The 26,887-nt window shown below is 69.4% G+C and carries 25 protein-coding genes and 1 pseudogene; 11 read left to right on the top strand and 15 right to left on the bottom strand.

Annotated features, from left to right (window positions below):
* Window positions 1–155 precede the first annotated feature (155 nt).
* Entirely contained in the window at window positions 156–1,625 is a 1,470-nt protein-coding gene (locus tag AB7P10_RS03835) for an aldehyde dehydrogenase family protein (protein WP_428292512.1), read from the top strand.
* A gap of 7 nt (window positions 1,626–1,632) precedes the next feature.
* The gene (locus tag AB7P10_RS03830; RefSeq protein WP_428292511.1) at window positions 1,633–1,857 is read left to right on the top strand and encodes a hypothetical protein; all 225 of its coding nucleotides are present in this window, start codon (window positions 1,633–1,635) and stop codon (window positions 1,855–1,857) included.
* Between the two features lie 321 nt (window positions 1,858–2,178).
* Here the strand turns inward: AB7P10_RS03830 and AB7P10_RS03825 are convergent.
* The 10 genes and pseudogenes from AB7P10_RS03825 to atzF form a co-directional block, all read right to left on the bottom strand.
* Window positions 2,179–2,316 (bottom strand): annotated as a pseudogene (locus tag AB7P10_RS03825) (DUF2200 family protein); the annotation flags it as partial.
* Between the two features lie 57 nt (window positions 2,317–2,373).
* A complete protein-coding gene (locus AB7P10_RS03820) occupies window positions 2,374–3,225 on the bottom strand; it encodes a hypothetical protein (protein WP_428292510.1) in 852 nt (283 codons plus the stop codon).
* A 92-nt stretch (window positions 3,226–3,317) separates the two neighbouring features.
* Window positions 3,318–4,049 carry a GntR family transcriptional regulator gene (locus AB7P10_RS03815; RefSeq protein ID WP_428292509.1) on the bottom strand — a complete coding sequence of 244 codons (732 nt, stop codon included), beginning with the start codon at window positions 4,047–4,049 and terminating at the stop codon, window positions 3,318–3,320.
* 73 nt (window positions 4,050–4,122) lie between these two features.
* Window positions 4,123–4,497 (bottom strand): oxalurate catabolism protein HpxZ, encoded by a 375-nt coding sequence (gene hpxZ, locus AB7P10_RS03810; RefSeq protein WP_428292508.1) that lies wholly within the window; start codon window positions 4,495–4,497, stop codon window positions 4,123–4,125.
* Window positions 4,497–5,891, bottom strand: a complete 1,395-nt coding sequence (locus AB7P10_RS03805; RefSeq protein WP_428292507.1) for an AtzE family amidohydrolase — start codon at window positions 5,889–5,891, stop codon at window positions 4,497–4,499. Before AB7P10_RS03805 ends, hpxZ begins: the two co-directional genes overlap by 1 nt.
* A 1-nt stretch (window position 5,892) precedes the next feature.
* On the bottom strand, window positions 5,893–6,096 hold the full coding sequence (locus AB7P10_RS03800) for a DUF4089 domain-containing protein (protein WP_428292506.1): 204 nt from the start codon (window positions 6,094–6,096) through the stop codon (window positions 5,893–5,895).
* Window positions 6,093–6,917: an ABC transporter ATP-binding protein gene (locus tag AB7P10_RS03795; protein ID WP_428292505.1), complete on the bottom strand. Its 825-nt coding sequence runs from the start codon at window positions 6,915–6,917 to the stop codon at window positions 6,093–6,095. Before AB7P10_RS03795 ends, AB7P10_RS03800 begins: the two co-directional genes overlap by 4 nt.
* Window positions 6,914–7,747 (bottom strand): ABC transporter permease, encoded by an 834-nt coding sequence (locus AB7P10_RS03790; RefSeq protein WP_428292504.1) that lies wholly within the window; start codon window positions 7,745–7,747, stop codon window positions 6,914–6,916. Before AB7P10_RS03790 ends, AB7P10_RS03795 begins: the two co-directional genes overlap by 4 nt.
* 4 nt (window positions 7,748–7,751) lie before the next feature.
* On the bottom strand, window positions 7,752–8,774 hold the full coding sequence (locus AB7P10_RS03785) for an ABC transporter substrate-binding protein (RefSeq protein WP_428292503.1): 1,023 nt from the start codon (window positions 8,772–8,774) through the stop codon (window positions 7,752–7,754).
* 58 nt (window positions 8,775–8,832) lie between these two features.
* Window positions 8,833–10,575 (bottom strand): allophanate hydrolase, encoded by a 1,743-nt coding sequence (atzF, locus tag AB7P10_RS03780; protein WP_428292502.1) that lies wholly within the window; start codon window positions 10,573–10,575, stop codon window positions 8,833–8,835.
* Between the two features lie 219 nt (window positions 10,576–10,794).
* Between atzF and AB7P10_RS03775 the strand changes: the two genes are divergently transcribed.
* The gene (locus tag AB7P10_RS03775) at window positions 10,795–12,369 is read left to right on the top strand and encodes a methyl-accepting chemotaxis protein (protein ID WP_428292501.1); all 1,575 of its coding nucleotides are present in this window, start codon (window positions 10,795–10,797) and stop codon (window positions 12,367–12,369) included.
* Between the two features lie 132 nt (window positions 12,370–12,501).
* Window positions 12,502–14,085: a methyl-accepting chemotaxis protein gene (locus tag AB7P10_RS03770; RefSeq protein ID WP_428292500.1), complete on the top strand. Its 1,584-nt coding sequence runs from the start codon at window positions 12,502–12,504 to the stop codon at window positions 14,083–14,085.
* A 17-nt stretch (window positions 14,086–14,102) separates the two neighbouring features.
* Here AB7P10_RS03770 and AB7P10_RS03765 read toward each other — a convergent pair whose 3' ends face one another.
* Genes AB7P10_RS03765 through glnH form a run of 5 tightly spaced genes read right to left on the bottom strand, consistent with a single transcriptional unit; the run spans window position 14,103 to window position 18,262 of the window.
* Complete coding sequence (locus AB7P10_RS03765) at window positions 14,103–15,026, bottom strand: MurR/RpiR family transcriptional regulator (RefSeq protein ID WP_428292499.1); 924 nt, start codon at window positions 15,024–15,026, stop codon at window positions 14,103–14,105.
* A 21-nt stretch (window positions 15,027–15,047) separates the two neighbouring features.
* A complete protein-coding gene (locus tag AB7P10_RS03760) occupies window positions 15,048–16,082 on the bottom strand; it encodes a C45 family autoproteolytic acyltransferase/hydolase (RefSeq protein ID WP_428292498.1) in 1,035 nt (344 codons plus the stop codon).
* A 13-nt stretch (window positions 16,083–16,095) separates the two neighbouring features.
* The gene (gene glnQ, locus AB7P10_RS03755; protein ID WP_428292525.1) at window positions 16,096–16,818 is read right to left on the bottom strand and encodes a glutamine ABC transporter ATP-binding protein GlnQ; all 723 of its coding nucleotides are present in this window, start codon (window positions 16,816–16,818) and stop codon (window positions 16,096–16,098) included.
* Window positions 16,819–16,826: 8 nt separating this feature from the next.
* A complete protein-coding gene (gene glnP / locus AB7P10_RS03750) occupies window positions 16,827–17,483 on the bottom strand; it encodes a glutamine ABC transporter permease GlnP (RefSeq protein WP_428292497.1) in 657 nt (218 codons plus the stop codon).
* 29 nt (window positions 17,484–17,512) lie between these two features.
* Window positions 17,513–18,262, bottom strand: coding sequence for a glutamine ABC transporter substrate-binding protein GlnH (glnH, locus tag AB7P10_RS03745; RefSeq protein ID WP_428292496.1), 750 nt, complete (start codon window positions 18,260–18,262; stop codon window positions 17,513–17,515).
* Between the two features lie 197 nt (window positions 18,263–18,459).
* Here glnH and AB7P10_RS03740 point away from each other — a divergent pair, with 197 nt between their 5' ends.
* The 7 genes from AB7P10_RS03740 (at window position 18,460) to AB7P10_RS03710 (ending at window position 26,886) form a co-directional block, all read left to right on the top strand.
* Complete coding sequence (locus AB7P10_RS03740; protein WP_428292495.1) at window positions 18,460–19,632, top strand: glycosyltransferase; 1,173 nt, start codon at window positions 18,460–18,462, stop codon at window positions 19,630–19,632.
* A 102-nt stretch (window positions 19,633–19,734) separates the two neighbouring features.
* Window positions 19,735–20,424: a TetR/AcrR family transcriptional regulator gene (locus tag AB7P10_RS03735; RefSeq protein WP_428292524.1), complete on the top strand. Its 690-nt coding sequence runs from the start codon at window positions 19,735–19,737 to the stop codon at window positions 20,422–20,424.
* A complete protein-coding gene (locus AB7P10_RS03730) occupies window positions 20,421–21,317 on the top strand; it encodes an SDR family oxidoreductase (RefSeq protein ID WP_428292494.1) in 897 nt (298 codons plus the stop codon). Before AB7P10_RS03735 ends, AB7P10_RS03730 begins: the two co-directional genes overlap by 4 nt.
* Window positions 21,310–22,935, top strand: a complete 1,626-nt coding sequence (locus AB7P10_RS03725) for an acyl-CoA carboxylase subunit beta (RefSeq protein WP_428292493.1) — start codon at window positions 21,310–21,312, stop codon at window positions 22,933–22,935. Before AB7P10_RS03730 ends, AB7P10_RS03725 begins: the two co-directional genes overlap by 8 nt.
* A gap of 46 nt (window positions 22,936–22,981) precedes the next feature.
* A complete protein-coding gene (locus AB7P10_RS03720; RefSeq protein ID WP_428292492.1) occupies window positions 22,982–24,154 on the top strand; it encodes an acyl-CoA dehydrogenase family protein in 1,173 nt (390 codons plus the stop codon).
* A 15-nt stretch (window positions 24,155–24,169) separates the two neighbouring features.
* A complete protein-coding gene (locus AB7P10_RS03715; protein ID WP_428292491.1) occupies window positions 24,170–24,967 on the top strand; it encodes an enoyl-CoA hydratase/isomerase family protein in 798 nt (265 codons plus the stop codon).
* Entirely contained in the window at window positions 24,964–26,886 is a 1,923-nt protein-coding gene (locus AB7P10_RS03710; protein WP_428292490.1) for a biotin carboxylase N-terminal domain-containing protein, read from the top strand. Before AB7P10_RS03715 ends, AB7P10_RS03710 begins: the two co-directional genes overlap by 4 nt.
* Window position 26,887 lies beyond the last annotated feature (1 nt).

The following is a 26,887-nucleotide window of genomic DNA, read 5'->3' as shown; positions in this document are numbered from 1 at the left end:
GAGCCGCTGCTGTTCCTCGCCTCCGACGCCTGCGCCTTCATGACGGGCGAGACGCTGGTGGTGGACGGCGGCTCGGTCATGCATTGACAGCCGCCGGTACTGGCCTGAATCGCAGTTGCCGCATTGCGGCCTCATCAGAGAGAGATAGAACAAGTATGACCCCCATCGCGCAACCCTGGATCGGCGGCCAATGGGCGCCGGTCGCCAGCCGGGCCGTCGCCGACAGCGTCGACCCCTCCACCGGTATGGTGCTCGGCCAGTTCGCCGACGCCGACATCGGTACCGCCGAGGCCGCCATCGGTGCCGCCCGCCGCGCCTTCGAGCACAGCGACTGGGCCCATGCGCCGCGCCTGCGTGCAGCCGTCATGCTGGAGTTCGCCAACCGCGTTGAGCGCCGCGCCGATGAACTTGCGCTGCTCCTGGCCCAGGAAACCGGCAAGCTCTTGAAGCCGGCGCAAGCCGAGCTGGCCGGCACCGTGTCGGAGATCCGCTTCTATGCGGGACTGGCACGCACCATCTTCGGCCGCACCACCGAGGTCGAGCCGGGCGCCCTGTCCGTGCTCAGCCGCGAAGCGGCCGGCGTGGCCGGAATCATCGTGCCCTGGAATGCTGCAGCGATCCTGCTGGTGCGCTCGCTGGCGCCGGCGATGGCTGCCGGATGCACGAGTGTGATCAAGATGGCGCCGCAGTCGGCGCTGTTCCAGACCGAATTGCTGCGCTGCCTGACCGAGGTGCCTGACCTCCCGGCGGGCGTGGTCAACTTCTACAGTTGCACCGGCAGCGAGCCGAGCGAGTCACTGGTGGTGTCCAGCGACGTCGACGTGATCAGCTTTACTGGCAGCGTGCGGGTTGGCCAGCGCATCATGGCCAGTGCCGCGCCGACGCTCAAGCGCCTCAACCTGGAACTCGGCGGCAAGGCGCCCGCCATCGTGTTTGCCGATGCGGACCCGAAGACCATAGCCGCGCAGCTGGCGGGCGCCGCTACGATCGCCGCGGGCCAGCAGTGCACCGCGCTCGACCGGGTGCTGGCGCACGAAAGCCTGATCGAACCCCTGCGTGAAGCGCTCGCGGCGCAGTTCCGCAGCATCGCGGTGGGACCGGCCACCGAGGTCGGAAGCCAGATGGGGCCGCAGATCGACATCGCCAATCGCGACCGCATCGCGCGCCTGATCGACCAAGCGCACCAGCATGGGGAAGTGATCGTGCGGGGCGAGGTTCTGGACGGCCGTCTGGCGCGCGGAGCCTTCATCCGCCCCAGCCTGATCCAGGTCGGCGCGCTCGCGTCGCCCTTCGTGCAGGAGGAATTCTTCGGCCCGGTACTCAACCTCGAAAGCTTTCGTGAAGAGAGCGAGGCCGTCGCCCGGGCCAACGCTACACGGTATGGGCTGTCGGCTAGCGTGTGGACGCATGACGGCGCGCGTGCGCGCCGGGTTGCGCGTGCCTTGCGCAGCGGGACGGTGTGGATCAACACCCACAACAAGCTGCTGCCCGAGGCGGAAACCGGCGGCTTCGGCGCCAGCGGCTACGGCCGCCTGCACGGGGCCGAAGCGATGCTGGAATTCCTCGAGACCAAGCACGTGTATGAAGACATCGGACGTGTGAAGCCGCACACTGCACTGAGGTGAAGTCGGATTGGCGACCCTGGGTGAACTTGCGGCGAACCCCCAAGTCGATGCAAGCCTGAGCGGACTGCCTGGTTCGCCCCTCACGTGGCTGGACGTGCGAATTGAAGAGCTGGTCGCGTTCATCTTCGGCGGCTTCGCCGCGCCGGGAGACATCGAGGGGAAGGCCCGATCGATTGCCCGCCGTTCCCGTCCGGCCTGGGAAAGAAAGGTCAGGGCGCTGTCAGGCTTGTGAGGATCGCCCGCGTTGCTTTGCAGAGAGTGGGCATCCTGTGGATGCGCAAATTCCCAGACAAGAATCAGCGTGGGGACTGAGTCTTTCGCCAGCCGCCCAACTGTCCGCGCCACTCACTGGCCTGCAACGTCTTCAGCAGCCCGAAGAGCTGACTCTCAAGCTCTCTGTTCGCCAGGGCCTGAATGACCGCACCGTGGCCGGACCACGCAACACAAATGCATCCCCATCGTCCGTAGCCGCTGCACAACCGCCGCCCCAGTTGCAGCAAAGTCCCGAAGCGCAACTACGCGCATTCAACCAGCCGCCGCATCCGCCCAACCCTCACCGCAGAATCTTCTCCATCGCCTTGCCCCTGGCCAGTTCATCCACCAGCTTGTCCAGCCGGCGAATCTGTCGCATCAGTGGGTCGTCGATGTTTTCCACGCGCACGCCGCAGACCACGCCCTGGATGAGCGCGCGGTGCGGGTGCGGGCGTTGGCGTGGCCTTCATGCCGCTTGCCGCCTCTGCGCCTGTGCTCATGCCGCGCCTGCCGCACCTGCCGCGCCCGCGGCTCCTGTGGAACCGCCAAACCCCGCCACTGCTTTCAGAATGTCCCGATGCAGGTTGTCGGCGCAGGGCTGGGTCAGCCCGCCCGCGATCACGCTGGCGTGGCTCTCGCCGTCGCCGCGCAGGGTCAGGGCGAAGCTGCGCGCGGCCTGGCGCCGGCCGAGGCCGCGGCCGACCATGGCCGAGGTGGAGACGCCATTGCGCCCGGGCATGAGCGGGTCTTCGCTCACTTTCACGCCACCCAGCTCCACGTCCAGCTCGGCGATCTGGTTCAGCGGCACATTCACATCGTCGCTTTGAATGCCTTGCGGTGACACGGCAATCGTCACCGGCTTGCGTTCCTTCGCGCCGGGCAGCACGAAGATGCCGACGACGAGGAAGTACAGCGCCATGCCGAAGTACAGCATCCAGACGGTGTACACGCCCCACATGGCGACGAAGGCGCACAGCGGCAGGGGCACCAGAACCGCCAGCCAGGAGGCGCGGGCCGGGGTCACCTCGTAGATGTAGCCGCCACGCGCCGGGTCGTCGCGGCGGGTGAAGTCGGCGGTGGTCTTGTGGGTGGCGGTGCGCAGCAGGTTCAGGCCGCCGCGGGGCGCCGCGAACGCGAAGAACGCCGCCAGCGCGACGACGAAGCCGGTGAAGCCACTGCCCAGAATGCCGCCCGTCACGCGCTTGATGCCGTTGCCAAACATGAACAGCAGCGGGAACACGATGTTGATCACCAGCAGCGCGATCACCACCCACAGGAGCACGCGCTGCCACATCGGGCGCTGACTGGAGAAAAGAGACAGGCGTTGGGCGGTGGGCTGCGGTTCCATGCGGCTGGGCTCCTTCGGGTCGGGTTCAAAAAAAGATGAGCGCGATCCTAGCAACGCACGGGCCTTTGGCAAAGCCCGGCCCGTGGGGGCGCTCAGCCCGCGGGCGCGACCTGCTGCGCCAGAAAGACCTGGTGCAGTGTGATCTTGCGCACCTCGACCTGGCTGGCCTGGATGTGCGCGCGCAGCAGCAGGTCGGCGCGGTCGGCCTTGCGCGCGATGATGGCGCGCAGGATCTTGGCGTGTTCGTCGTAGGTGGCGTCGATGCGCATCTGCTTGAGGAAGTCGAGCCGGCGGATGATGCGAATGCGCTCGGTCACCTCGTGATGCACGCGCGCCAGTTCGGCATTGCCCGCGGCGCGCACCAGGGTTTCGTGAAAGGCTTCGTCCCACGCGGCCACCTGGGTGGCGTCGCTGCTGCGCTCGGCCACGGGCACCAGCCAGCGCTCCTTCAAGTCCTCCAGCAGCGGCTCCGACTGGCCCACCTCCTGCTGGCACAGGCGCTGCACGGCGGTGGTCTCCAGCACCATGCGCAGGTCGTACAACTGGTCGAACTTGTCGAAGTCGAACGGCAACACGCGCCAGCCGCTGCGGAACATCACCTCCACCAGCCCTTCCTGCTGCAGGCGGAACAGCGCCTGGCGCACCGGCGTGCGCGACACCTCCAGCCGGCTGCAGATCTCGTGCTCGGAGAAGCGGTCGCCCGGCACCAGGCGAAAGTCCGCGATGTCGCGCTTGAGCTGTTCGTAGACCTCGTTCGCGCGCGAACGGTGGGCCGGCGCCAGGGGATCGCTGGCAGCGCGGCGGGGGATGGAGGTGGTGGGCACGGGGAAACTCTAGCAGCACCGGGGCCCGGCGAAGCTCAAGGCTGCGGACACCTGCGGGTGGGTCATGGCCTGCTCAAGCCATCAAGCTCACGTGAGCGGCCACCACGCGCCAGCCCTCGGGCGTTCGCATCCAGGTCTGGCTCTGGCGGCCCACGCGCTCGCTGCCGGCGCGGTGGAATTCGGTGTTGGCGGTCGCGAAGTCGCGCCCGTAGGTGGTGATCACGGTCTTGCCCAGGGTGCGGGCGAGGCCGGCAGATGGCCGCGCGGCGCGAAAGGCGCGGATCGCGTCGTAGCCGTAAAGGTTTTCCGTGGCGCCATAGCGCAGGGTGTGCGGGCTGTTCCAGAACAGCTCGTCGAGCACGGCCACGTCGTTGGTGGTGAGCGCGCTCTCGTAACGCTCGAACGCGCCTGTCACCTCGGCCAGTGCGTCGGGCAAATTGACTTCCATCACAAATTCGTCTCCTTCGTGTGCGCCACGCCGGCCTGCGCCAGCGACCAGCCGGCGCGCAGCGCCAGGTCTTCGCGCCAGGGCGCGGCAATGAGTTGCACCCCGACGGGCAGACCGTCGGCTTCGGACGGCCACAGCGGCGCGGCCACCACCGGGCAGCCCGCGAACGAAATGGGTTGCGTGAGCAGGCCGATCGAGGGGCGGCAGGGAAAGCGCTGGCCGTTGATCTCGATCCACTCGGTGCCGATGGCGGGCGCGGGCACCGGCGTGGCTGGCGCGATCAGCACGTCCCATTCGCGGAACAGGGCGTTGACCTTGTCGCGGTAGACGCGGCGGAAACGCTGCGCGCGCACATACCAGGCGGCGGGCTGCAACGCACCCGATATGAAGCGGTCCACCGACAGTGGCTCGAAGTCGGCCGCCTGCGTGCGCAGGCGTTGCAGGTGCAGGGCGCCGCCTTCGCTGGCGCTGGTGATGAAGGCCGCCGCGCGCGCCTGCGCCGCGTCGGGCCACGCCACCGTGGCGCTCGCACCCAGCGCGGCCGCGGCCGAGGCCACGGCGTTGCGCGCGGCGGTGCCGGCGTGTTCCACGAAGTAGCCGCCCAGAATGCCCACGCGCAGGCCTTGCACGCCCAGGCCCAGTGCGCGCGTGACGGGCTGGACCGCGGTGGCGAAGCAGCCCGGGTCCAGTGGGTCGGGGCCCTGCAGCGCGTCGTAGGCCAGGGCCAGTCCGGGCAAGTCGTCGGCGAACGGACCCAGGTGGTCGATGCTGGCCACGAAGGGGTAGCTGCCGCGCCTTGAGAGCCGACCGAAAGTGGGCTTGAGGCCCCACACGCCGCAGAACGAGGACGGCACGCGGATGGAGCCGTTGGTGTCCGAGCCCAGCGTGAGCGGCACCTGGCCGGCGGCCACCGCCGCGCCCGATCCGCCCGACGAACCACCCGCCACGTGGCCGGGCTTGTGCGGGTTGTGGGTGGGACCGTAGTGGCTGTTCTCGGTGGTGAAACCGTAGGCGTACTCGTCCATGTTGAGCGAGCCCACCAGCACCGCGCCCGCGGCCTGCAGGCGCTGCACCAGCACCGCGTCGGCGTGCGCGGGCGGGTTCGTGCGGTTCACCTTGCTGCCGGCCAGCGTCACCTCGCCCGCGATGTCGAACAGGTTCTTCACCGCGAACGGCACGCCGGCCAGCGGCCCCAGCGCTTCGCCGCGCGCGCGTTGCGCGTCCACCCGCGCGGCCTGGGCGCGTGCGGCCTCGAAGCGCGTGCCGGTGAAGGCGTTGATGCGCGGCTCGGTCGCTTCGATGCGCGCGATGCAGGCCTCCAGCACCTCGCTGGCGCTGCGCTGGCCGTGGGCCACCGCCTGCGCGATCTGGCTGAGCGATGAGGGTAGGGCCATGTCAGGCATGGGCCGTGAACGGCGCCGGGCAATAGATCTCGGCGGGCTCGACCTCGTCGGCCAGCGGCACCGCGTCGAGCAGCGCGGCCATGGCGGCGGTGCGCTGCAGGTGCGCGGCCACGCGCGCGGCCTGAGCGGTGTCCAGATGCAGGTCCATGGCCACGGCGGCGGCCTGCACGTAGACCAGGGTCTGCACCTCGGTCACCGTCGCACCTCGCGCTGGAAGATCTCCAGGCTGCGCTTCTTGGCCGCGATGAAGCTGGCCTCGGACAGCGTGGCCGTGGTGCGCGGGCGCGGGTCGTCGTAGGGCAGGATCTCGGCCACCCTGGTCGGCCGCTTGGTCAGCAGCAGCACCTGGTCGGCCAGGTACACGGCCTCTTCCAGGTCGTGCGAGACCAGCATCATGGTGGTGCCGGTCTGCATGAAGACCTCCTGCAGCTTCTCGCGGATGAACAGCGTCATCTCGAAGTCCAGCGCCGAGAACGGCTCGTCGAGGAACAGCACCTCGGGGTTGGGCGCGAGCGCGCGCATGATGGACGCGGTCTGCTGCTGCCCGCCCGAGAGCTCGTAGGGGTAGCGGTTCAGGTCGAACTTGACGTCGAACGAGGCCACCAGCTCGGCCATGCGGCGGTCCACCTCGGCCTTGCTCCTGCCTTCGAGCTTGAGCGGGTAGGCGATGTTGTCGATGGTGCGCATCCACGGGAACATCGCTTCGCGGTAGTTCTGGAACACGTAGCCGATCTTGGTGTCCTTCAGGCTCTTGCCATCGAACAGGATCTCGCCGCTGTCGATCGGCACCAGGCCCGCGATCATGTTGATCAGCGTGCTCTTGCCGCAGCCGTTGGGCCCGAACACCGAGACTATTCTGTGCTTGGGGATGTCGAGGTCGAAGTTCTCGTACAGCGGCCAGCCCGCGAAGTACTTGGTGAGGCCACGGATGGTGATGTGCGTGCCGGCCGGGCCGGGCTTGAATTCGGGCGCCGGCACATCGGCGTCGTACACGGGGGCATTCAGTACAGCGTTCATCTTCCACTCCAGTGCACGATCTTTCTTTCGATCAACAGAAAGAGGATGTTCAGCGCATACCCCAGCGCGCCCGCGGCCAGGATGGACGCGTACATGTCCTTCACGTTCATCACCTGCTGCGAGTTGATGATCCGGTTGCCCAGGCCGCTGTCGGCGCCGATGAACATCTCGGCCACGATCACGATTACCAGCGCCATGGACACGGCCGAGCGCAGGCCGACGAAGCTGGGCTGCAGGCTCTCCCAGACCAGCACGTCCTTGAACACCTGCCAGCGCGTCGCGCCCATCACCTTGGCCGCCATCACGCGCTGCTTGCGCGCATTGATCACGCCGTAGGCGCTGTTGAACACCACGATCAGCAGGGCACCAAAAGCGGCGATGGCCACCTTGTTGATGTCGGAGACGCCGAAGATCATCAGGAACAGCGGAATCAGCGCCGACGAAGGCGTGGAGCGGAAGAAGTCGATCAGGAACTCCACGCTGCGGTAGGCCTTTTCGTTGCTGCCCAGCAGCACGCCCAGCGGCATGCCGACCACGGCCGCGATCAGGAAGGCCTGCACGGTGCGCCAGACGGTCACGGCGAAGTCGCCCAGCAGCGGGCCCCCGGCCAGGCCGCCGAGCAGTGCGCCGATCGCGTCCACGGGCGGCGGCAGCAGGATGGCCTTGATGAAGCCCAGTCGCACCGCCAGGTCCCAGACGATGAAGAGCACCACCGGGCCCACGAAGGGCAGGGCCTTGCTCCAGTCGCTCTTGCGCGGTGCGCTCGTGGCGTCGGCACTGGCCGGTGGCGACCAGGGCTTGCCGCTTTCTGCGGGTGCGGTGGTGGTCATGCCGTCAGCCCTTGTAGAGCATGGAATCGACCATCAGGCGCGAGCTGAAGATGCCCTTCTCGCTGAACAGGTCGAAGAACTTCTGGAAGTGCGCCACGTCGGCCGGCGTGAATTCGCTGTACATGGTGTACGCGGCCAGCGGCACCTCGCCGGTGAGCGCGCCTTCGATCGGGGTGTAGCCCTTGAGGTACTGGCGCGCCTCCACCGCCTTGGTGCGCACGTAGTTCACGCCCTTGCCGTAGGCGGCGACGAACTTCTTCGCGGCCTCGAGGTTCTTCTTGATGAACTCCGAGGACAGCGCGGCCGAACCACCGAACCAGGGCGCCATCGGATCACCCAGCACGTACTTCGCGATCACGCCCGGCTCCAGCACGCGGGTGGTGCCGTTCATGCGGCCGATGGTGCCCGTGGGCTCCAGCGTGTACGCGCCGTCGACCTGGCCGGCGGCCAGCGCGGCCACGTGCTGGCCGATCGGCAGTTCCACCACCGTGGCCCCCGTGGCGCCGCCGCGCTCGAGCACGGTCTTGGCCAGGGTCACGTTCTGGATGCCGGGGCCGCTGGCCACGCGCTTGCCCTTGAGGTCGGCCATGACCTTGGCCGGGCTGGCCACGGGCACGATGACCTCGTCCAGCACGTTCTTCACGTTGCTCGGGTTGGAGCAGAAGATCTTGAAGGTGCCGGGCTGGGCCAGCTCGCCGATGGCGATGTTGGCCGAACCGGTGCCGTTGGCGGTGGCGTCGGCGCGGCCCGAGAGCACGGCCTCCATCACCTGCTGCGCACCGGCGAACTTGAGCGGCTCCACGTCCAGGCCGGCCTCCTTGAAGTAACCGAGTTCCACCGCCGAATAAAAGGGCAGGCCAGCGGCGATGGGCCAGTAGCCGACGCGGATCTTCGGCCCGGCCTGCGCACGCAGCACGGCGGGCGCGCCCAGCACGCCCATGGCGGCACCGGCCACGCCGAGTTGCAGCACGCTGCGGCGGCGGGCCGAGACGGGGGCGGACGGGGTGTGGGAGGGGAGGGATTTCATGGCAGGCTCCTGCAGGGTTTGAAAAAGGGAAAGAAAGGGTGGACAGGCGAGGGGGTGTTCAGGGCGTGGCCACCGGGGCCGCGCGGGTGGACGCGATGTAGGCGCGCCAGCCTCCCAGGTGGCTGATGTCGGTGGCGCCTTGCAGCGCCAGCGGCTCGCACAGAAAGCCCTGCACGCTGCCGCCGTCGGCCAGTTGCAGCGTGCCGATGGACAGTGGCGCCGGCACCAGCGCGACAAAGCTGCCGTAGTGCGCCAGCGGCATGTCCCAGATCTCGATTTCGATGGCGTGGCCCTCGCCCGGCGCCACGCGCAGCAGGCCGGGCTTGGGCGGCACGGTGCCGGGCAGGGCATACAGGCGGTAGGCCGGCGCGGTGTGGGTGCGCGTGAGCAGGGTGGCGCCGCGCTCGGTGAGCTGGCCGTTGAGCGGCATGCCCGAAAGGTGGGCGCCCACCACGGCCACGCGCACCTGGGTGGTGGCCGTCGACAGGCCCGGAATGGCTTGCATGGCTGGCAGGGGCACCCCGGTGGCGCCCTGTGGCAGGCCGCTGGCGTGGTGGAAGCGCTGGCCCAGTTCGGCGAGCTGCCAGTCCGAGCCGCAGCGCCCGATGAGCGTGATGCCGAAGGGCAGGCCGTCGGCGCGCAGGCTCGCGGGCACCGAGAGCGCGGCGTAGTCGAGCAGGTTGACGAAGTTGGTGTACGCGCCGAGCTGGCGGTTGAGTGCCACCGGGTCCGCCTGCATGCGCTCGATGGTGTGGTGCGTGGGCGCGGTGGGCACCACCAGCAGGTCGATGCCCTGCCACAGCGCCTGCGCCTGTTGCGCGAGTGCGGCCAGTTGCGTCTGCGCGTCCACCAGATCGGCCGCGCTGTAGTCCTTGCCGGCGGCGATGATGCCGCGCACCGGCTCCATCACGTCGGCCTCGTGCGTGTCGAAGAAGTCGCGGATGGCGGCGTAGCGCTGCGCCACCAGCGCGCTGCCGTAGAGCATCTCGGCGCAGGTCTCGAACGGCGTGAAGTCCAGCGGCACGGCCTCGCCGCCCAGGGCCTGCAACTGCAGCAGCGCGTCACCGAAGGCGGCACGGGCGGCTTCGTCGCCGAAGAACACCGGTTGCGCCGGCACGCCGAAGCGAAAGCGCGCGCCGAAGGGGGTGTCGGCCATCTTCAGTGAGCGCGAGTACGGGTCGGCCGGGTCGTGCGCGATGGCCGCGGCCAGCACGCGCGCGGCCGTGGCCACCGTGGTGGCGAAGATCGAGACGCAGTCCACCGCCTGGGCCGCGGGCAGCACGCCGCGCGCGCTGATCAGCCCGCGCGAGGGCTTGAGGCCCACGATGTTGTTCAGCCCGGCGGGCACGCGGCCCGAGCCGGCGGTGTCGGTGCCGAGCGCAAAGTCCACCTGGCCGGAGGCCACCACATAGGCCGAGCCCGAACTGGAGCCGCCGGACACATACAGGGGGTTGATGGCATTGGGCACCGCGCCGTAGGGCGAGCGCGTGCCGTTGAGGCCGCAGGCGAACTGGTCGAGGTTGGTCTTGCCCTGCAACGATGCACCAGCGTCGAGCAGGGTCTGCACCACGCTGGCGTGCGCGCCGGCCGTGTGGGTGAACGCCGGGCAGGCCGCCGTGGTGGGCCAGCCGGCCACGTCGATGTTGTCCTTCACCGCGAAGCGCAGGCCCGCGAGCGGGCCCGCAGACGCCCCGTCGATCACCTGCGCGGGCCGGTGCAACCAGGCCTGGGGCGCCAGCGCAACGGACGGCGCGGCGCGGGTGGGAGAGGCCGGTGGGTTCAGGGTTGTGTCTTGCACCATGTTCAAGCATTCCATCTTGGATACAAGAAGACATGCAAGTTGAATGCCAGCTTCGGGCGCCGCCTGTCCGCTGCGGGCCGACCGCCCGTCCGTGGCCGCGGCCCCTGATCGGGTTTTCCCGTCCGCCGGGGGGTGTTTCCCCCCTTTTTTGCAATCAAGTTTTCCCCACAGGTGGTCGAAGAACTGTCAGCACAAATTCTTTCCTGGTGAGGGGGTCCCATGTTTCAACTGTCCCAACGTCCCATTCGCGCGCAGCTCTCGGTCCTGCTGGCCGTGGCGGTGCTGTTCCTGGTCGGCCTGGCCGGCATCGGCGCCTGGGGGCTGATGCACAGCGCCGACATCGCGCGCCAGAGCAACGACGTCAACGTGCCGCGCCAGCGCGTGGCCAATGAGCTGATCCAGGCGGTCAATGCCCGCGCGGTGGCCGCGCGCAACCTCACGCTGGCGGCGAACGCCGAGGTGCGCGGGGTCGAGCTGGAACGGGTGAAGAAGGCGCACGCGGCCACGCAGGCGGCGCTCGCCGAACTGCAGCAGATCACCGCGAATGCCGCGCCCGACGAGAAACGGCTGGTGGACGAGGTGGTGGCGGCCGAAGCGGCTTATGGCCCGGTGGCGCTGCACATCACCGGCGTGGCGGCCAGTGGCGACCTGACGCAGGCCGCGGCACTGATCATCGAGAAGTGCCGTCCCTTGCTGGAGCGCCTGGATGGCGCCGTGGCCACCCTGCTGAAGTTCGAGGCCGACAAGGCACAAGGAGACCATCACGCCCTGCTGGCGGGCACGCAGAACACCATGGTCTGGGTGGCCGCGCTCGGCCTGGGCGCGCTGGTGGCCCTGGTGGGCCTGGGCTACGCCATCACGCGCGGCCTGGTGGCCAGCAGCCAGGAGGCTTTGCGCGCCGTCGAAAAAATGGCCGCCGGCGACATGTCGCTGCGGCTGCAGGCCACCGGTGAGAGCGAACCGCAGCGCGTGCTGCGCGCGCTCGATGGCATGGCCGCGCAACTGCGCGAGGTGCTGGGCACGGTGCGCCAGGCGTCGGACCAGATCGCCACCGCCAGCAACGAGGTGGCCAAGGGCTCGCTGGACCTGTCCGCCCGCACCGAACAGGCCGCGAGCAGCCTGCAGGAGACGGCGGCCAGCATGGAGGAAATGACCGCCACGGTGCAGCAGTCGAGCAACTCGGCGCGCGAGGCCAACCAGCTGGCCGGCACCTCCGCCGAGGTGGCGCGCCGCGGTGGCGACGTGGTGGGTCAGGTGGTCAAGACCATGGACGACATCAACAAATCGTCCGGCCGCATCGGCGAGATCATCGGCGTGATCGACGGCATTGCCTTCCAGACCAACATCCTGGCGCTCAACGCGGCGGTGGAAGCCGCGCGCGCGGGCGAACAGGGCCGCGGCTTCGCAGTCGTGGCCGGCGAGGTGCGCAACCTGGCGCAGCGCAGCGCGCAGGCGGCCAAGGAGATCAAGCAACTGATCGAGGACTCGAACAACCAGGTGGCCGGTGGCACGCGCCTGGTGCAGGAGGCCGGCGGCACCATCGCCGAGGTGGTGGACAACGCGCGGCGCGTGAGCAGCATCGTGGGCGAGATCATGCTCGCCAGCACCGAGCAGTCCGACGGCGTGGGCCAGATCAACACCGCGGTGACCCAGCTGGACCACATGACGCAGCAGAACGCCGCGCTGGTGGAGCAGACCTCGGCCGCCGCCGACAGCCTCAAGGAACAGGCGCGCCAGTTGGCCGCGGCGGTGGCGGTGTTCCGCCTCGACAGCGCCGCCGCGCCGCAAGCCTGACGCCAAATAACGCACATCGCGGGACCTCAAGGGTGGGTGGATAGCGCGAAATACTGCATTTGAAGCATCGGGCACCGCCCCTGGGCCGCCGATGAGGTGGGACACACGATCCCCTTCATTCGCGAGGCCCCCATGTTTCACCTTTCTCGGCAATCCATCCGCGCGCAGCTCACTGTCCTGCTGGCGCTTTCTGTCTTTTTCCTGGCCTGCGTGGCCGCCGCTGGTGCTCTGGGCCTGGCCCGCAGCGCTGCTTTCGCCGGCCATGCCCACGATCACAATTTGCCGCGCCAGACGGCGGTGCTCGCCCTCATGGCGGCGGTCAACGAGCGCGCCCTGTCCGCGCGCGACCTCACGCTGTCCACGTCGCCCGACGCCGTGGACCATCATCACAATCGCGTGCAGCAGGCACACCGGGCCACGCAGGAGGCCCTGCGCACGCTGCAGGCACTGACCGCCGATGACGACCCAGCCGAGCGCCAGCTGGTCGACGCCGTGGTGGCGACCGAAAGCGAGTACGGTTTGATCGCCGTCAAGATCGCGGGCGACGCAGCCAGTGGGAAGCTCTACGAAGCAGCGTCGATGCTCAACGAAAAGTGCATTCCCATGCTCAAGCGCCTGCAGGCCGACGTGGATGCGCTGATGAGGCATGTGGCCGACAGCTCGCAGCAGGACCACGATGGGTTGATGGCCAGCACGGCCCAGGCCCTGCTATGGACCAGCGTGACCAGTGCCGGTGCGCTCGTGCTGCTGGTGTGGGTGGGCGTGGTGATTGCGCGCGGCCTCGTGGCCAGCAGCCAGACCGCGCTGCGGGTGGTGGAACGCATGGCCGCCGGAGACCTGACCCATCGGGCCGATGCACCGGGCAACAGCGAACCCCAACGCGTGCTGCGCGCGCTCGATGGCATGGCGCTGCGGCTGCGCGAGGTGCTGGGCGCCGTGCGCCAGGCCTCCGACCAGATCGCTACCGCCAGCGAGGAGGTGGCCAAGGGCTCGCAGGACCTGTCGGTGCGCACCGAGCAGGCCGCCAGCAGCCTGCAGGAGACGGCCGCCAGCATGGAGGAAATGACGGCCACCGTGCAGCATTCCAGCGCCTCGGCGCGCGAGGCCAACCAGCTCGCCAGCCGCTCGGCCGAGGTGGCCCGCCGCAGCGGCGAGACGGTCGAACAGGTGGTGCGCTCGATGAGCGACATCCAGCGCGGCAGCATCCGCATTGGCGAGATCATCGGCGTGATCGACGGCATCGCCTTCCAGACCAACATCCTCGCGCTCAATGCGTCCGTGGAAGCGGCGCGCGCCGGTGAACAGGGCCGCGGCTTTGCCGTGGTGGCCTCCGAGGTGCGCAACCTGGCGCAACGCAGCGCGCAGGCCGCCAAGGAAATCAAGCTGCTGATCGAACAGTCCGGCGCGCAGATCGCGGGCGGCACGCGGCAGGCGCAGGAGGCCGGTGGCACCATGATCGAGGTGGTGGAGAACGCGCGGCGCGTCAGCGGCATCGTCGACGAGATCACCACGGCCAGCGGCGAGCAGGCCGACGGCGTGGCGCAGATCAACGTGGCCGTCGGCCAGCTCGACCAGATGACCCAGCAGAACGCGGCGCTGGTGGAGCAGACATCGGCCGCCGCCGAGAGCCTGCAGGAGCAGGCCCGCCAGCTGGCCGCGGCGGTGGCGGTGTTCCGGCTCGATGGCGGCGAGGGCGGCGCGCCGCAGGCCGTCTGAGAGCGGCCTGACGGGGCTCAGCCCACTTCGATGCCGAGCTGGCTGATGAAACCCTCACGCCGCTCCAGCGCCTGCAGGGCCTCGTCGCCCAGTTCGCGCGCCACCAGGTTGAGCAGGCATTCGCAGAACACCAGGTAGGCGCCCATGCTGTTGCTGATGAAACTGCTGTCGTGCGGGATGAAGAAGGCGTGGCGCGCCGGCGCCACCAGGGGCGAGGCGCGCGTGTCGGTGAGCGCGATCACCTCGATGCCGGCCTGCGCGGCGGCGTGCGCCACCTCGGCCACGCTGCGGGTGTAGGGCGCCACGCTGGAGACCACGAGCACGTCGCCCGGTTCGAGCTGGGCCAGGCCTTCGGCCACGCCGAGCCCGGGGCCGTCGAGCAGCGAGACGTCGGCGCGCAGCATGCCCAGCCCGTAGGTCAGGAAACTGGCCAGCGAGTGGATCTGGCGCAGGCCGTGCACGCGCACCCGCCGCGCGTGGGCCAGCAGGCGCGACGCGCCGGCCAGGTCGGCGGGCACCAGCTGGGCCAGAAAGCCTTCGACGTTGTTGATCGACTCCTGCGCCAGCCTGACCACCACACCCATTTCCGTCGCCGGGTCGTGGGGCTCGGCCGGGTCCATCAGGCGGTGCGCCTGCTGCGTGTAGAAGTGCCGCGAGGACTGGCTGACGTTGTCGCGGAACACGCTCTGGAAGTCGGCGAAACCTTCGTAGCCCAGCCGCGTCGCCAGGCGGGTGAGTGTCGAGGGGTTCACGCCGAAGGCCTCGGACAGTTCGGTGATGGAGCGGAAGGCGGCCTCGGTCGGCCGCTCGACCAGCCTGGCCAGCACCGCGTGGGCCTTGCCACCCAGGGAAACGCCGGCGCCGCCGCGCCCGATGTCCACCACCAGCTCGCGCAGCTGGTCGACGGTGCGGGGGACGGCGGGCGTGCGGGCTTTCGGCATGGGGGGTCTTTCGTCTTCCGGTTACGAGGCCCCTCCGTTGCGCATGCGGTGGTCGGGCGTCTGCGAACGCAGAGTATGTACCTGCCATGTGATGTCCTGGGCGCCAACCTGGATGCACGCCGTGGCCAGGGTGTTCTCCTGGTCGCTGTCGGCCGCGTCGTCACGGAAGATCGGGAACCGGTCGTGGCCCTGGTCGAACAGGATGGGCAGCGGCTCCACGGCACCACCTGCCTGCCGAATGGCCTGCGCCAGCAGGGCGTCGCCATGCAGCTGGCGGTGGCCCGACGAGCCGGTGACGATCTGCGGCTGGTGCGCCATGGCGGGGTGGATCATGTGGTTGGCGTGCAGGGCCGGCTGACGCACCACGAGCGCCGAGCACAGCGCGCCGTTGAACTCGACGCTGGTGAGCTCGCGCAGGCCGGCCTGCGCGAGCGTGAGGTGAAAGCCCCCGGCGCGCGGCGAGGTCTTGAGCAGGGCCACCGCCTGCGCCACCGAGGGCTTTTCCAGCAGCGCGCGCGCCAGCACCATGCGCGGCACCCCGGCCGGGGCGTGCAGGGTGCGCAGGTTGTTGACCGTGATCGCCAGGCCCGCGTCGGTCACGGCCACGGTGTGGCCGGGCAGCGAACCGGGGTAGAGCAGCGAGGCGAAGCGCGGCTGCCCGTCGATGGCCACCTCGGCCACGGCACAACGCCCCACCAGGCCCGGGTCGCCGTCCTCGTTGTGGGCGAAGACCGGGAAGCCCGGGCCGGGCAGCAGCACGGTGGTGCAGCCGTCGGGCGCCATGGCCCAGACGTCGCCACGGCAGTTCCAGGCAAACACATCGTCCAGCGGCAGCTCGAGCCCGGCCGCCAGGCCTTCGAGTTCCAGCCACACCGCCGGGTGGCGGTGCTGCACCAGCGTGGCCATGTGGGTCAGCGCGGGGCTGCCGCGCCAGGCCATCACCGTGGCCCAGGCCGCGCCCGGCATCAGCACCTCGCGCACGGCCTGTGCGCCGAAGCGTCCCATGGCCGCGCCGGCCTCGAACGGGCTTCCTTTTGCTTTCAGGTAGGTCAGCATGCGGGGCGGCCTGTCATTCGACGTGCTGGAGAAATTCGCGCAGGCGCGGGTTGCTCGGGTTCTGGATGAGTTCCACGGGCGGGCCGTCCACCGCGATGTGGCCGTGCTCCATGAAGATCAGCCGCGTGCCGACCTGGCGCGCGAAGGCGATCTCGTGCGTGACCACGATCATGGTCATGCCTTCCTCGGCCAGCGCCTGCATCACGCGCAGCACCTCCTGGCGCAGCTCCGGGTCCAGCGCCGAGGTGGGCTCGTCGAACAGCATCAGCCGGGGGCGCACCGCCAATGCGCGCGCGATTGCCACGCGCTGCTGCTGTCCGCCCGAGAGCTCGCCCGGGTAGTGGTCCCTGCGCTCGGCCAGACCGACCTTGGCGAGCAGCTCCGCGGCCTGCTCCAGTGCCTGCGCGCGTGCCACGCCGCGCACCTGGCGCGGCCCGAAGGCCACGTTCTCCAGCGCCGTCATCTGCGGAAACAGGTTGAACTGCTGGAACACCATGCCCGCCTCCTGGCGGATCTCGCGCACCATCGATTTGCCACCGCGCACGCTCAGGCCACCCACGGTGAGGTCGCCGCCGTCGATGGTCTCCAGCGCGTTGATGCAACGCAGCAGCGTCGACTTGCCCGAGCCCGAGGGGCCTATCAGCACCACCACCTCGCCTGCGGCGATGCGCAGGTCGACCTGGTCGAGCACCACGGTCTTGCCGAAGCGCTTGCTGACCTGCCTGAACTCCACCATGTTCGTGCTCACAGGATGCGCATCCTTTTCTCGACCGTTCGCAGCGCGAAGGTCAGCGTGCCGATGAGGCACAGGTAGATGATGGCCACGGCCGACCAGATTTCCACGGCGCGGAAATTCGCCGCCATGATCTCCTGGCCCTGGCGCGTGAGTTCGCCCACGCCGATGACGATGAACAGCGAGGTGTCCTTCAGGCTCACGATGAACTGGTTGCCCAGCGGCGGCGTCATGCGCCGGAACGCGACCGGCCCGATCACGAAGGCCAGCACGCGCCAGGTGGGCAGGCCCAGCGCCAGGCCGGCCTCGCGCAGGCCGCGCGGCACCGAGAGAAAGGCTCCGCGCACGATCTCGGCGATGTAGGCGCCCGAGTTGACGACGATGGAGGTGACCGCCGCCGTCATCGGATCGACCCGCACGTTGGCAATCACCGGCAGCGCGAAGTAGATGAACATCACCTGCACCACGATGGGCGTGCCGCGCACGAGCTCGATGTAGGCGAAGGCGATCAGGTCCAGCAGCCGGTTGCCGTACGCCCGCATCAGCCCGAACAACAGCCCGACCGCCGTGCCACCGAGCAGCCCGACCACGGTGATGAATACCGTGAGTTGCGCGCCTTTCATCAACGCCGGTATGGCGTCGATGATGACCGACCATTCAAAGTCCATGGCTCAACCCTGTGTTGTGCGCGCGGCGTTCACTTCTTCGGCGGCTCGGTGCCGAACCACTTCTTGTAGATGGCGTTGTAGCGGCCGTCGGCCTTGATCTTCTTCAGCGCGCCATTCACCTTGGGCACCAGCGGGCTGCCCTTGGGAAAACCGATGCCGTACTCGTGCGCCATCATCTGCGTGCCCACCACCTTGACCTTGCCCTTGCCGGCGGTGTTGGCGAAATAGAGCACGTTGGGCGTGTCGTGCATGGCGGCGTCCACGCGCCCGGTGGCGAGTTCGAGGTAGGCGTTGTCGATGTTCGGGAACAGGCGCAGGTCCGTGTCCTTGAAGTTGGCCTTGGCGTAGTCGGCGGCCGAGGTGCCGGTCTTCACCGCCAGGCTCTTGCCCTTGAGGTCCTTGTCGCCCGTGACCGTGCTGCTGGCCGGCACCATCAGCATGAAGCCACTGTCGTAGTAGCCGTCGGAGAAGTCGATCACCTTCTTGCGTTCGTCCTTGATGGTGATGCCGGCCAGCGCCACGTCCACGTTCTTCGTCTGCAGCGCCGGCAGGATGCCGTTGAAGTCCATGGGCTGCAGCTTGTAGGCCAGGCCCAGTTCCTTGGCCACTGCGTCCCAGAGGTCGATGTCGAAGCCCACGTACTTGTCGCCCTGCTTGAACTCGAAGGGCACGAAGGCGGTGTCGGTGGCGACCACCAGCGTCTGCGCCTGCGCGGCGCCGCACAGCAGGGATGCGGCCGTGAGCGCCGCTGCAAGAAACCGACCGGGAAGCGTTTTCATGACAGACCTTTCGAGAAGAGGGGATCGGGCATGCACCAGGCTGGTTCGCCGGATGCACCAGGACGATGCACTTGAAATTTGCGTGTGAATCGTGAACGCAAATGTATTTGCATATTGCGCGGGGCGCAAGCGCTTTTGCGCGCGGGCCCCCTTTCACTCGCCACGCGCCTGACACAAATGGCCGCTCCAATCGGTCCATGAAGACGGTCGACCTGATCTATTTCAATGCCGGCGGCGGCCACCGCGCCTCGGCGCTGGCGCTGCAGGCCGTGCTGCGTGAGCAGGCGCGGCCCTGGAATGTGCGCCTGGTCAACCTGTTCGAGGTGCTGGACCCGCAGGACAAGTTCAGGAAGATGACGGGCAGCGCGCCGGAGGACTGGTACAACCGGCGCCTGGCGCGCGGCTGGACGCTGGGCATGGCGCAGGAGCTCAAGCTGCTGCAAGGCCTCATCCGCCTGGCGCACCCGATGCTGTTGCGCCAGCTGCAGCAGCACTGGCTGCGCACCGAGCCCGACCTCGTCGTCTCGCTGGTGCCCAACTTCAACCGCGCCATGTTCCAGAGCCTGGCCGCATCGCTGCCCGGCGTGCCCTACGTCACCGTGCTCACCGACCTCGCCGACGTGCCGCCGCATTTCTGGATCGAGCGCGGCCAGGCACAGCATCTCGTCTGTGGCACGCCGCGCGCGGTGGCGCAGGCGCGGGCGCTGGGCCACGCGCGCGAGCGCGTGCACGCCACCTCCGGCATGGTCATCGGGCCCGCGTTCTACCTGCCCATGCTGTTCGACCGCGCGCAGGAGCTGCGCCGGCTCGGGCTCGACCCCACGCGGCCGACCGGCATCGTCATGTTCGGCGGCCACGGCTCCAGGGCCATGCTGGGCATTGCCGAGCGCCTGACCGCCAGCACACAACTCATCCTGGTCTGCGGCCACAACAAGGCCCTGGCCGCGCGCCTGAATGCGCTGCCCGCGGGCGCCCCGCGCCTGGTGCTGGGCTTCAGCACGGACGTGCCGCGCTACATGCATCTGGCCGACTTCTTCATCGGCAAGCCCGGCCCGGGCAGCCTCAGCGAGGCGGTGCAGCAAGGCCTGCCGGTGATCGTGGTGGACAACGCCTGGACGATGCCCCAGGAGCGCTACAACGCCCAGTGGGTGCGCGACAACGGCGTGGGCATCGTGCTGCGCAGCTTTCGCGGCATCGACCGCGCGGTGGCGCAGCTGCTGGCCGACCTCGATGGGCACCGCGCGCGCGTGCGCCGCATCGACAACCGCGCGCTGTTCGAGATCCCGCGGATTCTGGAAGGCATCCTGGACGAGGCCGAAGCTGTGCGCGCGCCGGCTCTGGCCAGGAGGCAGCCGTCTTCCCGGCCGTGAGCTGACGCCCGACGGGCCCGCTGTCTGACGGGTGACAAGCCAGGAATATTTTTACAAAGCACGTGCTTGCTGAAATTCGAGGTGGCTGCTATCGTGCCCAGCATGAGCCTGGCCGACACCGAACTTCCCGCCGCCGCCACCGAGACGCCGCGACGCGCGCGCGGGCGCCCGCGCAAGACCGCCGATGAGCGCGACGACGGCAACCGCCGGCGCGAGCTGGTGGCCGGGGCTGCGCGGCTGTTCCGCCAGCAGGGCTTTGCCGCCACCACCACGCGCGACATCGCCGCGGCCGTGGGCATGCGCGCGGGCTCGCCCTTCTACCACTTCGAGAGCAAGGAGGCGCTGCTGGGCGCCGTGATGCTTGAGGGCATGCAGGGCGCGCTGCGGCGGCAGCAGGCGGCGCTGGCGCAGCTGCCGGCCGGTGCCGGCGCGCGCGAGCGCCTGCGGGTGCTGGTGCGCAACCACTTCGACGTGCTGCTCGGCCCCGACAGCGACTTCATCCCCGTGATGCTGTACGAATGGCGCGCGCTGTCCGCGGTGCAGCGCACCGAGGTCAACCGCCTGAAGGACCGCTACGAGGCCGAATGGGTGCCCGAACTCGAAGCGCTGCACGCACAGCAGCAGCTGGGTGCGGAACCGGCGCTCGCCCGTCTGATGATCTTCGGTGCGCTGAACTGGTCGGCCCAGTGGTACACGCCGCCCTCGGGGCGCAGCGCCCGAGCGCGCGCGCGCGCCACGCTGGACGAACTCACCGACTCGGCGCTGCAACTCTTTCTCAAGGAACCGGCATGAGCACTTCTCACTATCGATCGGTCTTCGCGCCCGGCCTGCTGCAGGGCCGCGTGGTGGTTGTCACTGGCGGCGGCTCGGGCATCGGCCGCTGCACCGCGCACGAACTCGCCAGCCTGGGCGCCCACGTGGTGCTGATCGGGCGCAACCTGTCCAAGCTGCAGGACGTGGCCGGCGAGATCGTGGCCGACGGCGGGCGCGCCAGCTTCCACGCCTGCGACATCCGGCAGGAAGACACGGTGCGCACCGTGGTCACGGCCATCGTCGGCGCGCACGGCCGCATCGACGGCCTGGTGAACAACGCGGGCGGCCAGTACATCACGCCGCTGGAGAACATCAGCGCCAAGGGCTGGCAGGCGGTGATCGACACCAACCTCACCGGCGGCTTCCTGATGGCGCGCGAGTGCTACGTGCAGAGCATGCAGGACAAGGGGGGCTCAGTGGTCAACATCGTGGCCGACATGTGGGGCTCCATGCCCGGCATGGGCCACAGCGGCGCGGCGCGCGCGGGCATGGTGAACTTCACCGAGACGGCGGCGCTGGAATGGGCCAAGAGCGGCGTGCGGGTGAACGCGGTGGCGCCGGGCTACATCGCCTCCAGCGGCATGGACCACTACCCCGAAGAGGCCGGCCCCATGCTGCGCGAGATGCGCGAGACAGTACCCGCCGGGCGCTTTGGCAACGAGGCCGAAACCTCGGCCGCCATCGTCTTCCTGCTCAGCCCGGCGGCCAGCTTCATCAGTGGCAGCGTGCTGCGGGTGGACGGCGCACGCCCGCAGGTGCGCATGGGCTGGGGCCAGGTGGCGGCGCCTGCGGACGTGCAGGGCCGCGACGCGGTGAAACCGTTCGACGGCTTTCACCGCTATGTGACGCCGAAGGTCTTTCAGGATGTTTGAATCGAGCTTCAACCCCCAGAGCCCGCAAGCCCTGCAGCGCCGCGAGGCCATGCTCGCGCGCATCGCGCAACTGCGCGCGCTCGAAGACCGCGCCGCGACCACCTCGGCGAAATCAAAACCCGTGTTCGACAAGCGCAGCCAGTTGCTGCCGCGCGAACGCATCGCCCTGCTGCTGGACCCGGGCGCACCCTATGTGCCGCTGTGCTCGCTGGCCGGCTACCTGCAGGACACGAAGGACGCGGAGAAGTCGGTGCCCGGCGGCGGCATGGTCGCGGGCATGGGCTTCGTGGCCGGCGTGCGCTGCATGGTGGTGGCCAGCGACTCGGGCATCGACGCCGGCGCGATCCAGGCGCGCGGGCTGGAGAAGATCCTGCGCGTGCAGGAGATCGCGCTGGAGAATCGCCTGCCCTTCATCCACCTCGTGGAAAGCGCGGGCGCCAACCTCATGAAATACCAGGTCGAAGGCTTCGTGCTCGGGGGCGGGTTGTTCCGCAACCTGGCGCGCCTCTCGGCCGCGGGCATCCCGGTGATCACGGTGCAGCATGGCTCGGGCACGGCCGGCGGCGCCTACATGCCGGGCTTGTCCGACATCGTGATCATGGTGCGCGGCCGCTCGCGCGCGTTCCTGGCCGGGCCGCCGCTGCTGCTGGCCGCCACGGGCGAGGTGGCGACGGAAGAAGAGCTGGGCGGCGCGGAGATGCACACCGGTGTGTCGGGGCTGGGAGAGTATCTGGCGGAGGATGATCGGGAGGCGCTGGGGTTGGCGCGCGACCTGCTGGGGCACATCCGCAGCACGTTCGCGCGAAAAATGCGAAAAATGGACTCTGACCCCCTTTTCGAGGGGCTGGCGTTTCCGCCGGATGATCTGCTGGGTCTGATGCCGGCGCACCACCGCGAGCCGGTGGACATGCGAGAGGTCATCGCCCGCATCGTGGATGGCTCCGAGCTGCTTGAGTTCAAGGCCTTGTACGGTGCGGCCACGCTGTGCGTGCAGGCGCGCATCGCTGGCCACGCGGTCGGCATCGTCAGCAACAACGGCCCGATCGACGTGGCCGGTGCGAACAAGGCCACGCACTTCATCCAGTGGATGTGCCAGCTCGGTCACCCCATCGTCTACCTGCAGAACACCACCGGCTACATGGTCGGCAAGGACAGTGAGCAGGGCGGGATGATCAAGCACGGCAGCAAGATGATCCAGGCGGTGACCAACGCCACGGTGCCGCAGATCACCATCCAGTGCGGGGCGTCTTTCGGCGCCGGCAACTACGGCATGTGCGGGCGCGGTTATGCGCCGCGATTCCTGTTCAGCTGGCCGCAGGCGAAGACGGCGGTGATGGGCGGCGAGCAGGCCGCGCGCACCATGCAGATCGTGGTCGAGGCCGGCATGGCGCGCAAAGGCATCGCGCCCGACCCCGCACAGATGCAGGCCCAGTTCGACCAGATCGTGAACGTGTTCGAGAGCCAGGCCGACGCCTTCCACACCAGCGGCCTGGTGCTCGACGACGGCGTGATCGACCCGCGCGACACGCGCGCCGTGCTCGCCTTCTGCCTGGACACCTGCGCCGAGGCGGCCTCGCACCAGCCGCGGCGCATGCAGTTCGGCGTGGCGCGCATGTAGCGCCAGCCAGGCCTTTCATTCCAAAACAGACCGGAGACAAGACGCCATGCAATTCACCCACGAACACCGCGAGATCCAGAAAACGCTCAAGCGCTACATCGACGAGCAGATCAACCCGCACGTCGACGAATGGGAGGCGGCCGAAATGATGCCCGCGCACGAGATCTTCAAGGGCCTGGGCCAGCTCGGCCTGCTCGGCCTGACCAAGCCCGAGGCGCACGGCGGCGCGGGGCTGGACTATTCGTACGGCATGGCCATGGCCGAGACGCTGGGCCACATCCACTGCGGCGGCGTGCCCATGGCCATCGGCGTGCAGACCGACATGGCCACGCCCGCCCTGGCGCGCTTCGGTAGCGACGAACTCAAGCGCGACTTCCTCGCACCCGCCATTGCCGGCGACATGGTGAGCTGCATCGGTGTGAGCGAGCCCGGTGCTGGCAGCGACGTGGCCGCCATCAAGAGCGTGGCCCGCAAGGACGGTGACGACTACGTCATCAGCGGCCAGAAGATGTGGATCACCAACAGCCTGCAGGCCGACTGGATGTGCATGCTGGTGAACACCGGCGAAGGGCCGGCGCACAAGAACAAGAGCCTGGTGATGGTGCCGATGCGCGAGAACGGCAAGCTGGTCAAGGGCATCGAGGTGGCGCAGAAGATCCGCAAGATCGGCATGCACAGCAGCGACACCGGCCTGATCTACTTCGACGAGGTGCGCGTGCCGCAGCGCTACCGCATCGGCCAGGAGGGCGCGGGTTTCATCTACCAGATGCAGCAGTTCCAGGAAGAGCGCCTGTGGTGCGCCGCGAGCACGCTGCAGAGCCTGACCAACTGCATCGAATGGACGGTGGAATGGGCGCAGGAGCGCAAGCTGTTCGGCGCCAGCCTGGCCGACCAGCAGTGGGTGCAGTTCAAGCTGGCCGAGCTCAAGACCGAGGTGGAGAGCCTGCGCGCGTTGACCTACCAGGCGGTGGAGCACTACATCGCCGGCGAAGACGTGACCGAATGGGCCACCATGGCCAAGCTCAAGGCCGGCCGGCTCAACCGCATCGTGCCCGACACCTGCCTGCAGTTCTGGGGCGGCATGGGCTTCACGCTGGAGAACAAGGTCTCGCGCATGTACCGCGACGGCCGCCTGGCCTCCATCGGCGGCGGGGCGGACGAGGTGATGCTGGGCATCCTGAGCAAGATCATGGGGATTGCGAAGCGGGCGGTGAAGTGAACGGGAGCGCCGGCCATGACGACCCCCTTCCACACACAACGCCAGGGCGACACCGAGCGCTGGACCCTCAACGACCCGGCCACGCGCAACGCCTTGAGCGACAGCATGGTGCTGGGCCTGTTCGGCGCCTGCGTGCGCGCCAGGCAGGACGAGACCCTGCGCGTCATCGTGCTCACCGGCGCGCCCGGTGCCTTCAGCGCTGGCGGTAGCCTGGGCAGCTTTGCCAGCGCCATCGGCCAGCCCCTGCAGCCGGGCGAGGCGGACCCGCTGATCGACATGAACCGCGGCTTTGGCGACGTGCTGCACGCGCTGTGCGCCCTGCCGCAGCTGCTGGTGTGCGCGGTGGACGGCGCGGCCATGGGCGGCGGCTTTGGCCTGGTGTGCTGTGCCGACCACGTCATCGCCACCGAACGCTCCAGCTTCGCCACGCCCGAGGTCACGCTGGGGCTGCCGCCGGCGCAGATCGCCCCCTTCGTCTGGCAGCGCCTGGGCGATGCCGCCGCGCGGCAGTGCCTGCTGCAGGGCCGCGTGTACAAGGGCGCCGAGGCGCAGGCCCTGGGCCTGGTGGACGAGCTCGTGGCCGACGACGCGCTGGACGCCGCCGTGGCCGCGCGCGTGCAGGCCATGATGCGCGCCGCGCCCGGTGCCGTGGCCAGCACCAAGCGCCTGCTGCAGCGCATGCGCAACGACGTGCCCGACCTGCGCACCGAAGCCGCCTTCGCCTTCGCGCAGGGCCTGCGCAGTGCCGAGGCCGCGGCCGGCCTGGCCGCCTTCGCGAAGAAGCAGCCCGCGCCCTGGGTGGACAAACCATGAGGAAGCTGTTGATCGCCAATCGCGGCGAAATCGCCCGCCGCGTTATCCGCACTGCGCACGCCATGGGCATCCAGACCGTGGCCGTGTTTTCCGAACCCGATGCGAACGCGCTGCACGTGCGCGAGGCCACCACCGCGTTCGCGCTGGGCGGCGCCGCCTCGGCCGATTCCTACCTGCGCGTGGACCGCCTGCTGGACGCGGCCGTGGTCACCGGCGCCGACGCGGTGCACCCCGGCTACGGCTTCCTGAGCGAGAACGCCGACTTTGCCCAGGCCGTGATCGACGCCGGCCTGATCTGGGTCGGCCCGCCGCCGGCGGCCATCCGCGCGCTGGGCAGCAAGTCCGCCGCCAAGGCGCTGGCCGCCGCGCACGGCGTGCCCTGCCTGCCCGGCTACTTCGGCGACGACCAGCGCGACGCCACCTTCGTGGCCGAGGCGCAGCGCATCGGTTTTCCGCTCATGGTCAAGGCCGTGGCCGGCGGCGGCGGGCGCGGCATGCGCCTGGTGCACGAGGCCGCGCAGCTGCTGCCCGCGCTGCAGGGCGCGCGCTCCGAGGCGCTGGCCGGCTTTGCGAACGGCGACCTGCTGATCGAACGCGCGCTGCTGCGCCCGCGGCACGTGGAGGTGCAGGTGTTCGCCGACACGCAGGGCCACTGCGTGCACCTGGGCGAGCGCGACTGTTCGGTGCAGCGCCGGCACCAGAAGATCATCGAAGAGGCGCCGAGCCCGGCGGTCTCGCCCGCGCTGCGCGACGAACTGGGCCGCTGCGCCGTGGCGCTGGCGCAGGCGGCGGGTTATGTGGGGGCGGGCACGGTGGAGTTTCTGCTGGAAGATGGTCACTTCCACCTCATGGAGATGAACACCCGCCTGCAGGTCGAACACCCGGTAACGGAAGCGCTGACCGGCCTGGACCTGGTGGAATGGCAGTTGCGTGTCGCGCGCGGCGAGCCGCTGCCGCTGGTGCAGGATCAGATCCGGTTCAGCGGCCACGCCATCGAGGTGCGCCTGTGCGCGGAAGACGAGCACCACACGCCGCACACCGGCCGCGTGCACCGCTTTGCCGAACCCCCGCTGCCCGCCGGCCTGCGTTTCGATCACGCGCTGGAAACCGGCAGCGACATCACGCCGCACTACGACGCCATGCTCGGTAAGCTGATCGCCCATGCGCCCACGCGCCGCGACGCCATCGACCGCCTGGCCCACGCGCTCGACCACACCCTGTTGCTGGGCCTGCCGAGCAACCGCGCCTTTCTGGCGGCCTGCCTGCGCAACCCGGTGTTCCACGAGGGCGGGGCGCTGATTCCCTTTCTGGCCGAGGAGGGCGAGGCCATCCGCGCCACGCTGCTGCCCCCGCCCGACGCGGTGCTGGCCGGCGTGCTCGCCGCCGCGTTCAGCGGCCTGGCGCCCGCGGGCGCGCTGCCGTGCCCGTTCGCGCGCCCGCTGCGCTGGCGCCAGGGCGAAGACCAGGTGCTCGACCTCGCGGTGCAGGAAACCGGGCAGGGCGCGCTGCGCGTCGTCGTGCACGGCGAGCGCACGCTGGCTGCCCATGTGGCGCCGGGCCGCGTGGTGGTCGACGGCAGCGCCTGGCCGGTGGCCGCCGCGCCGCTGGCTGGTGGGTGCTGGCAGGTGCAGGCCGGCGCGCACACGCTCGAACTGCAGGACCTGAGCCACGCGCCGCGCGAGCGCGCAGGGGGCGCCAATGCCGCGCGCGAGCTGCGTGCGCCCTTCAACGGCAAGCTGGTGGCGGTGCACGCCGCGGCCGGCGCGCGCGTGGCCCGCGGCGAGCCGCTGCTGGTGATCGAATCCATGAAGCTCGAACACACCCTGGCCGCGCCGCGCGACGTGACCGTGGAAGCGCTCTCGGTGGCCGCCGGCCAGCAGGTCGCGCCCGGGCAACTGCTGATCACCTTCACGGCCTGAA

It is taken from the genome of Hydrogenophaga sp. (assembly GCF_050182545.1).
Classification (GTDB): domain Bacteria; phylum Pseudomonadota; class Gammaproteobacteria; order Burkholderiales; family Burkholderiaceae_C; genus Hydrogenophaga.
The sequence above is the reverse complement of the archived record's forward strand: the minus strand, read 5'-3'. Positions and strand labels throughout refer to the sequence as shown.

Bases quoted from the DNA above. Each gene is read 5' to 3' on its own strand.
- AB7P10_RS03835 (WP_428292512.1), top strand. From the start codon at position 156: ATGACCCCCATCGCGCAACCCTGGATCGGCGGCCAATGGGCGCCGGTC.
- AB7P10_RS03820 (WP_428292510.1), bottom strand. From the start codon at position 3,225: ATGGAACCGCAGCCCACCGCCCAACGCCTGTCTCTTTTCTCCAGTCAG.
- hpxZ (WP_428292508.1), bottom strand. From the start codon at position 4,497: ATGGAAGTCAATTTGCCCGACGCACTGGCCGAGGTGACAGGCGCGTTC.
- AB7P10_RS03805 (WP_428292507.1), bottom strand. From the start codon at position 5,891: ATGGCCCTACCCTCATCGCTCAGCCAGATCGCGCAGGCGGTGGCCCAC.
- AB7P10_RS03795 (WP_428292505.1), bottom strand. From the start codon at position 6,917: ATGAACGCTGTACTGAATGCCCCCGTGTACGACGCCGATGTGCCGGCG.
- AB7P10_RS03790 (WP_428292504.1), bottom strand. From the start codon at position 7,747: ATGACCACCACCGCACCCGCAGAAAGCGGCAAGCCCTGGTCGCCACCG.
- AB7P10_RS03785 (WP_428292503.1), bottom strand. From the start codon at position 8,774: ATGAAATCCCTCCCCTCCCACACCCCGTCCGCCCCCGTCTCGGCCCGC.
- atzF (WP_428292502.1), bottom strand. From the start codon at position 10,575: ATGGTGCAAGACACAACCCTGAACCCACCGGCCTCTCCCACCCGCGCC.
- AB7P10_RS03775 (WP_428292501.1), top strand. From the start codon at position 10,795: ATGTTTCAACTGTCCCAACGTCCCATTCGCGCGCAGCTCTCGGTCCTG.
- AB7P10_RS03770 (WP_428292500.1), top strand. From the start codon at position 12,502: ATGTTTCACCTTTCTCGGCAATCCATCCGCGCGCAGCTCACTGTCCTG.
- AB7P10_RS03765 (WP_428292499.1), bottom strand. From the start codon at position 15,026: ATGCCGAAAGCCCGCACGCCCGCCGTCCCCCGCACCGTCGACCAGCTG.
- AB7P10_RS03760 (WP_428292498.1), bottom strand. From the start codon at position 16,082: ATGCTGACCTACCTGAAAGCAAAAGGAAGCCCGTTCGAGGCCGGCGCG.
- glnQ (WP_428292525.1), bottom strand. From the start codon at position 16,818: ATGGTGGAGTTCAGGCAGGTCAGCAAGCGCTTCGGCAAGACCGTGGTG.
- glnP (WP_428292497.1), bottom strand. From the start codon at position 17,483: ATGGACTTTGAATGGTCGGTCATCATCGACGCCATACCGGCGTTGATG.
- glnH (WP_428292496.1), bottom strand. From the start codon at position 18,262: ATGAAAACGCTTCCCGGTCGGTTTCTTGCAGCGGCGCTCACGGCCGCA.
- AB7P10_RS03740 (WP_428292495.1), top strand. From the start codon at position 18,460: ATGAAGACGGTCGACCTGATCTATTTCAATGCCGGCGGCGGCCACCGC.
- AB7P10_RS03735 (WP_428292524.1), top strand. From the start codon at position 19,735: ATGAGCCTGGCCGACACCGAACTTCCCGCCGCCGCCACCGAGACGCCG.
- AB7P10_RS03730 (WP_428292494.1), top strand. From the start codon at position 20,421: ATGAGCACTTCTCACTATCGATCGGTCTTCGCGCCCGGCCTGCTGCAG.
- AB7P10_RS03725 (WP_428292493.1), top strand. From the start codon at position 21,310: ATGTTTGAATCGAGCTTCAACCCCCAGAGCCCGCAAGCCCTGCAGCGC.
- AB7P10_RS03720 (WP_428292492.1), top strand. From the start codon at position 22,982: ATGCAATTCACCCACGAACACCGCGAGATCCAGAAAACGCTCAAGCGC.
- AB7P10_RS03715 (WP_428292491.1), top strand. From the start codon at position 24,170: ATGACGACCCCCTTCCACACACAACGCCAGGGCGACACCGAGCGCTGG.
- AB7P10_RS03710 (WP_428292490.1), top strand. From the start codon at position 24,964: ATGAGGAAGCTGTTGATCGCCAATCGCGGCGAAATCGCCCGCCGCGTT.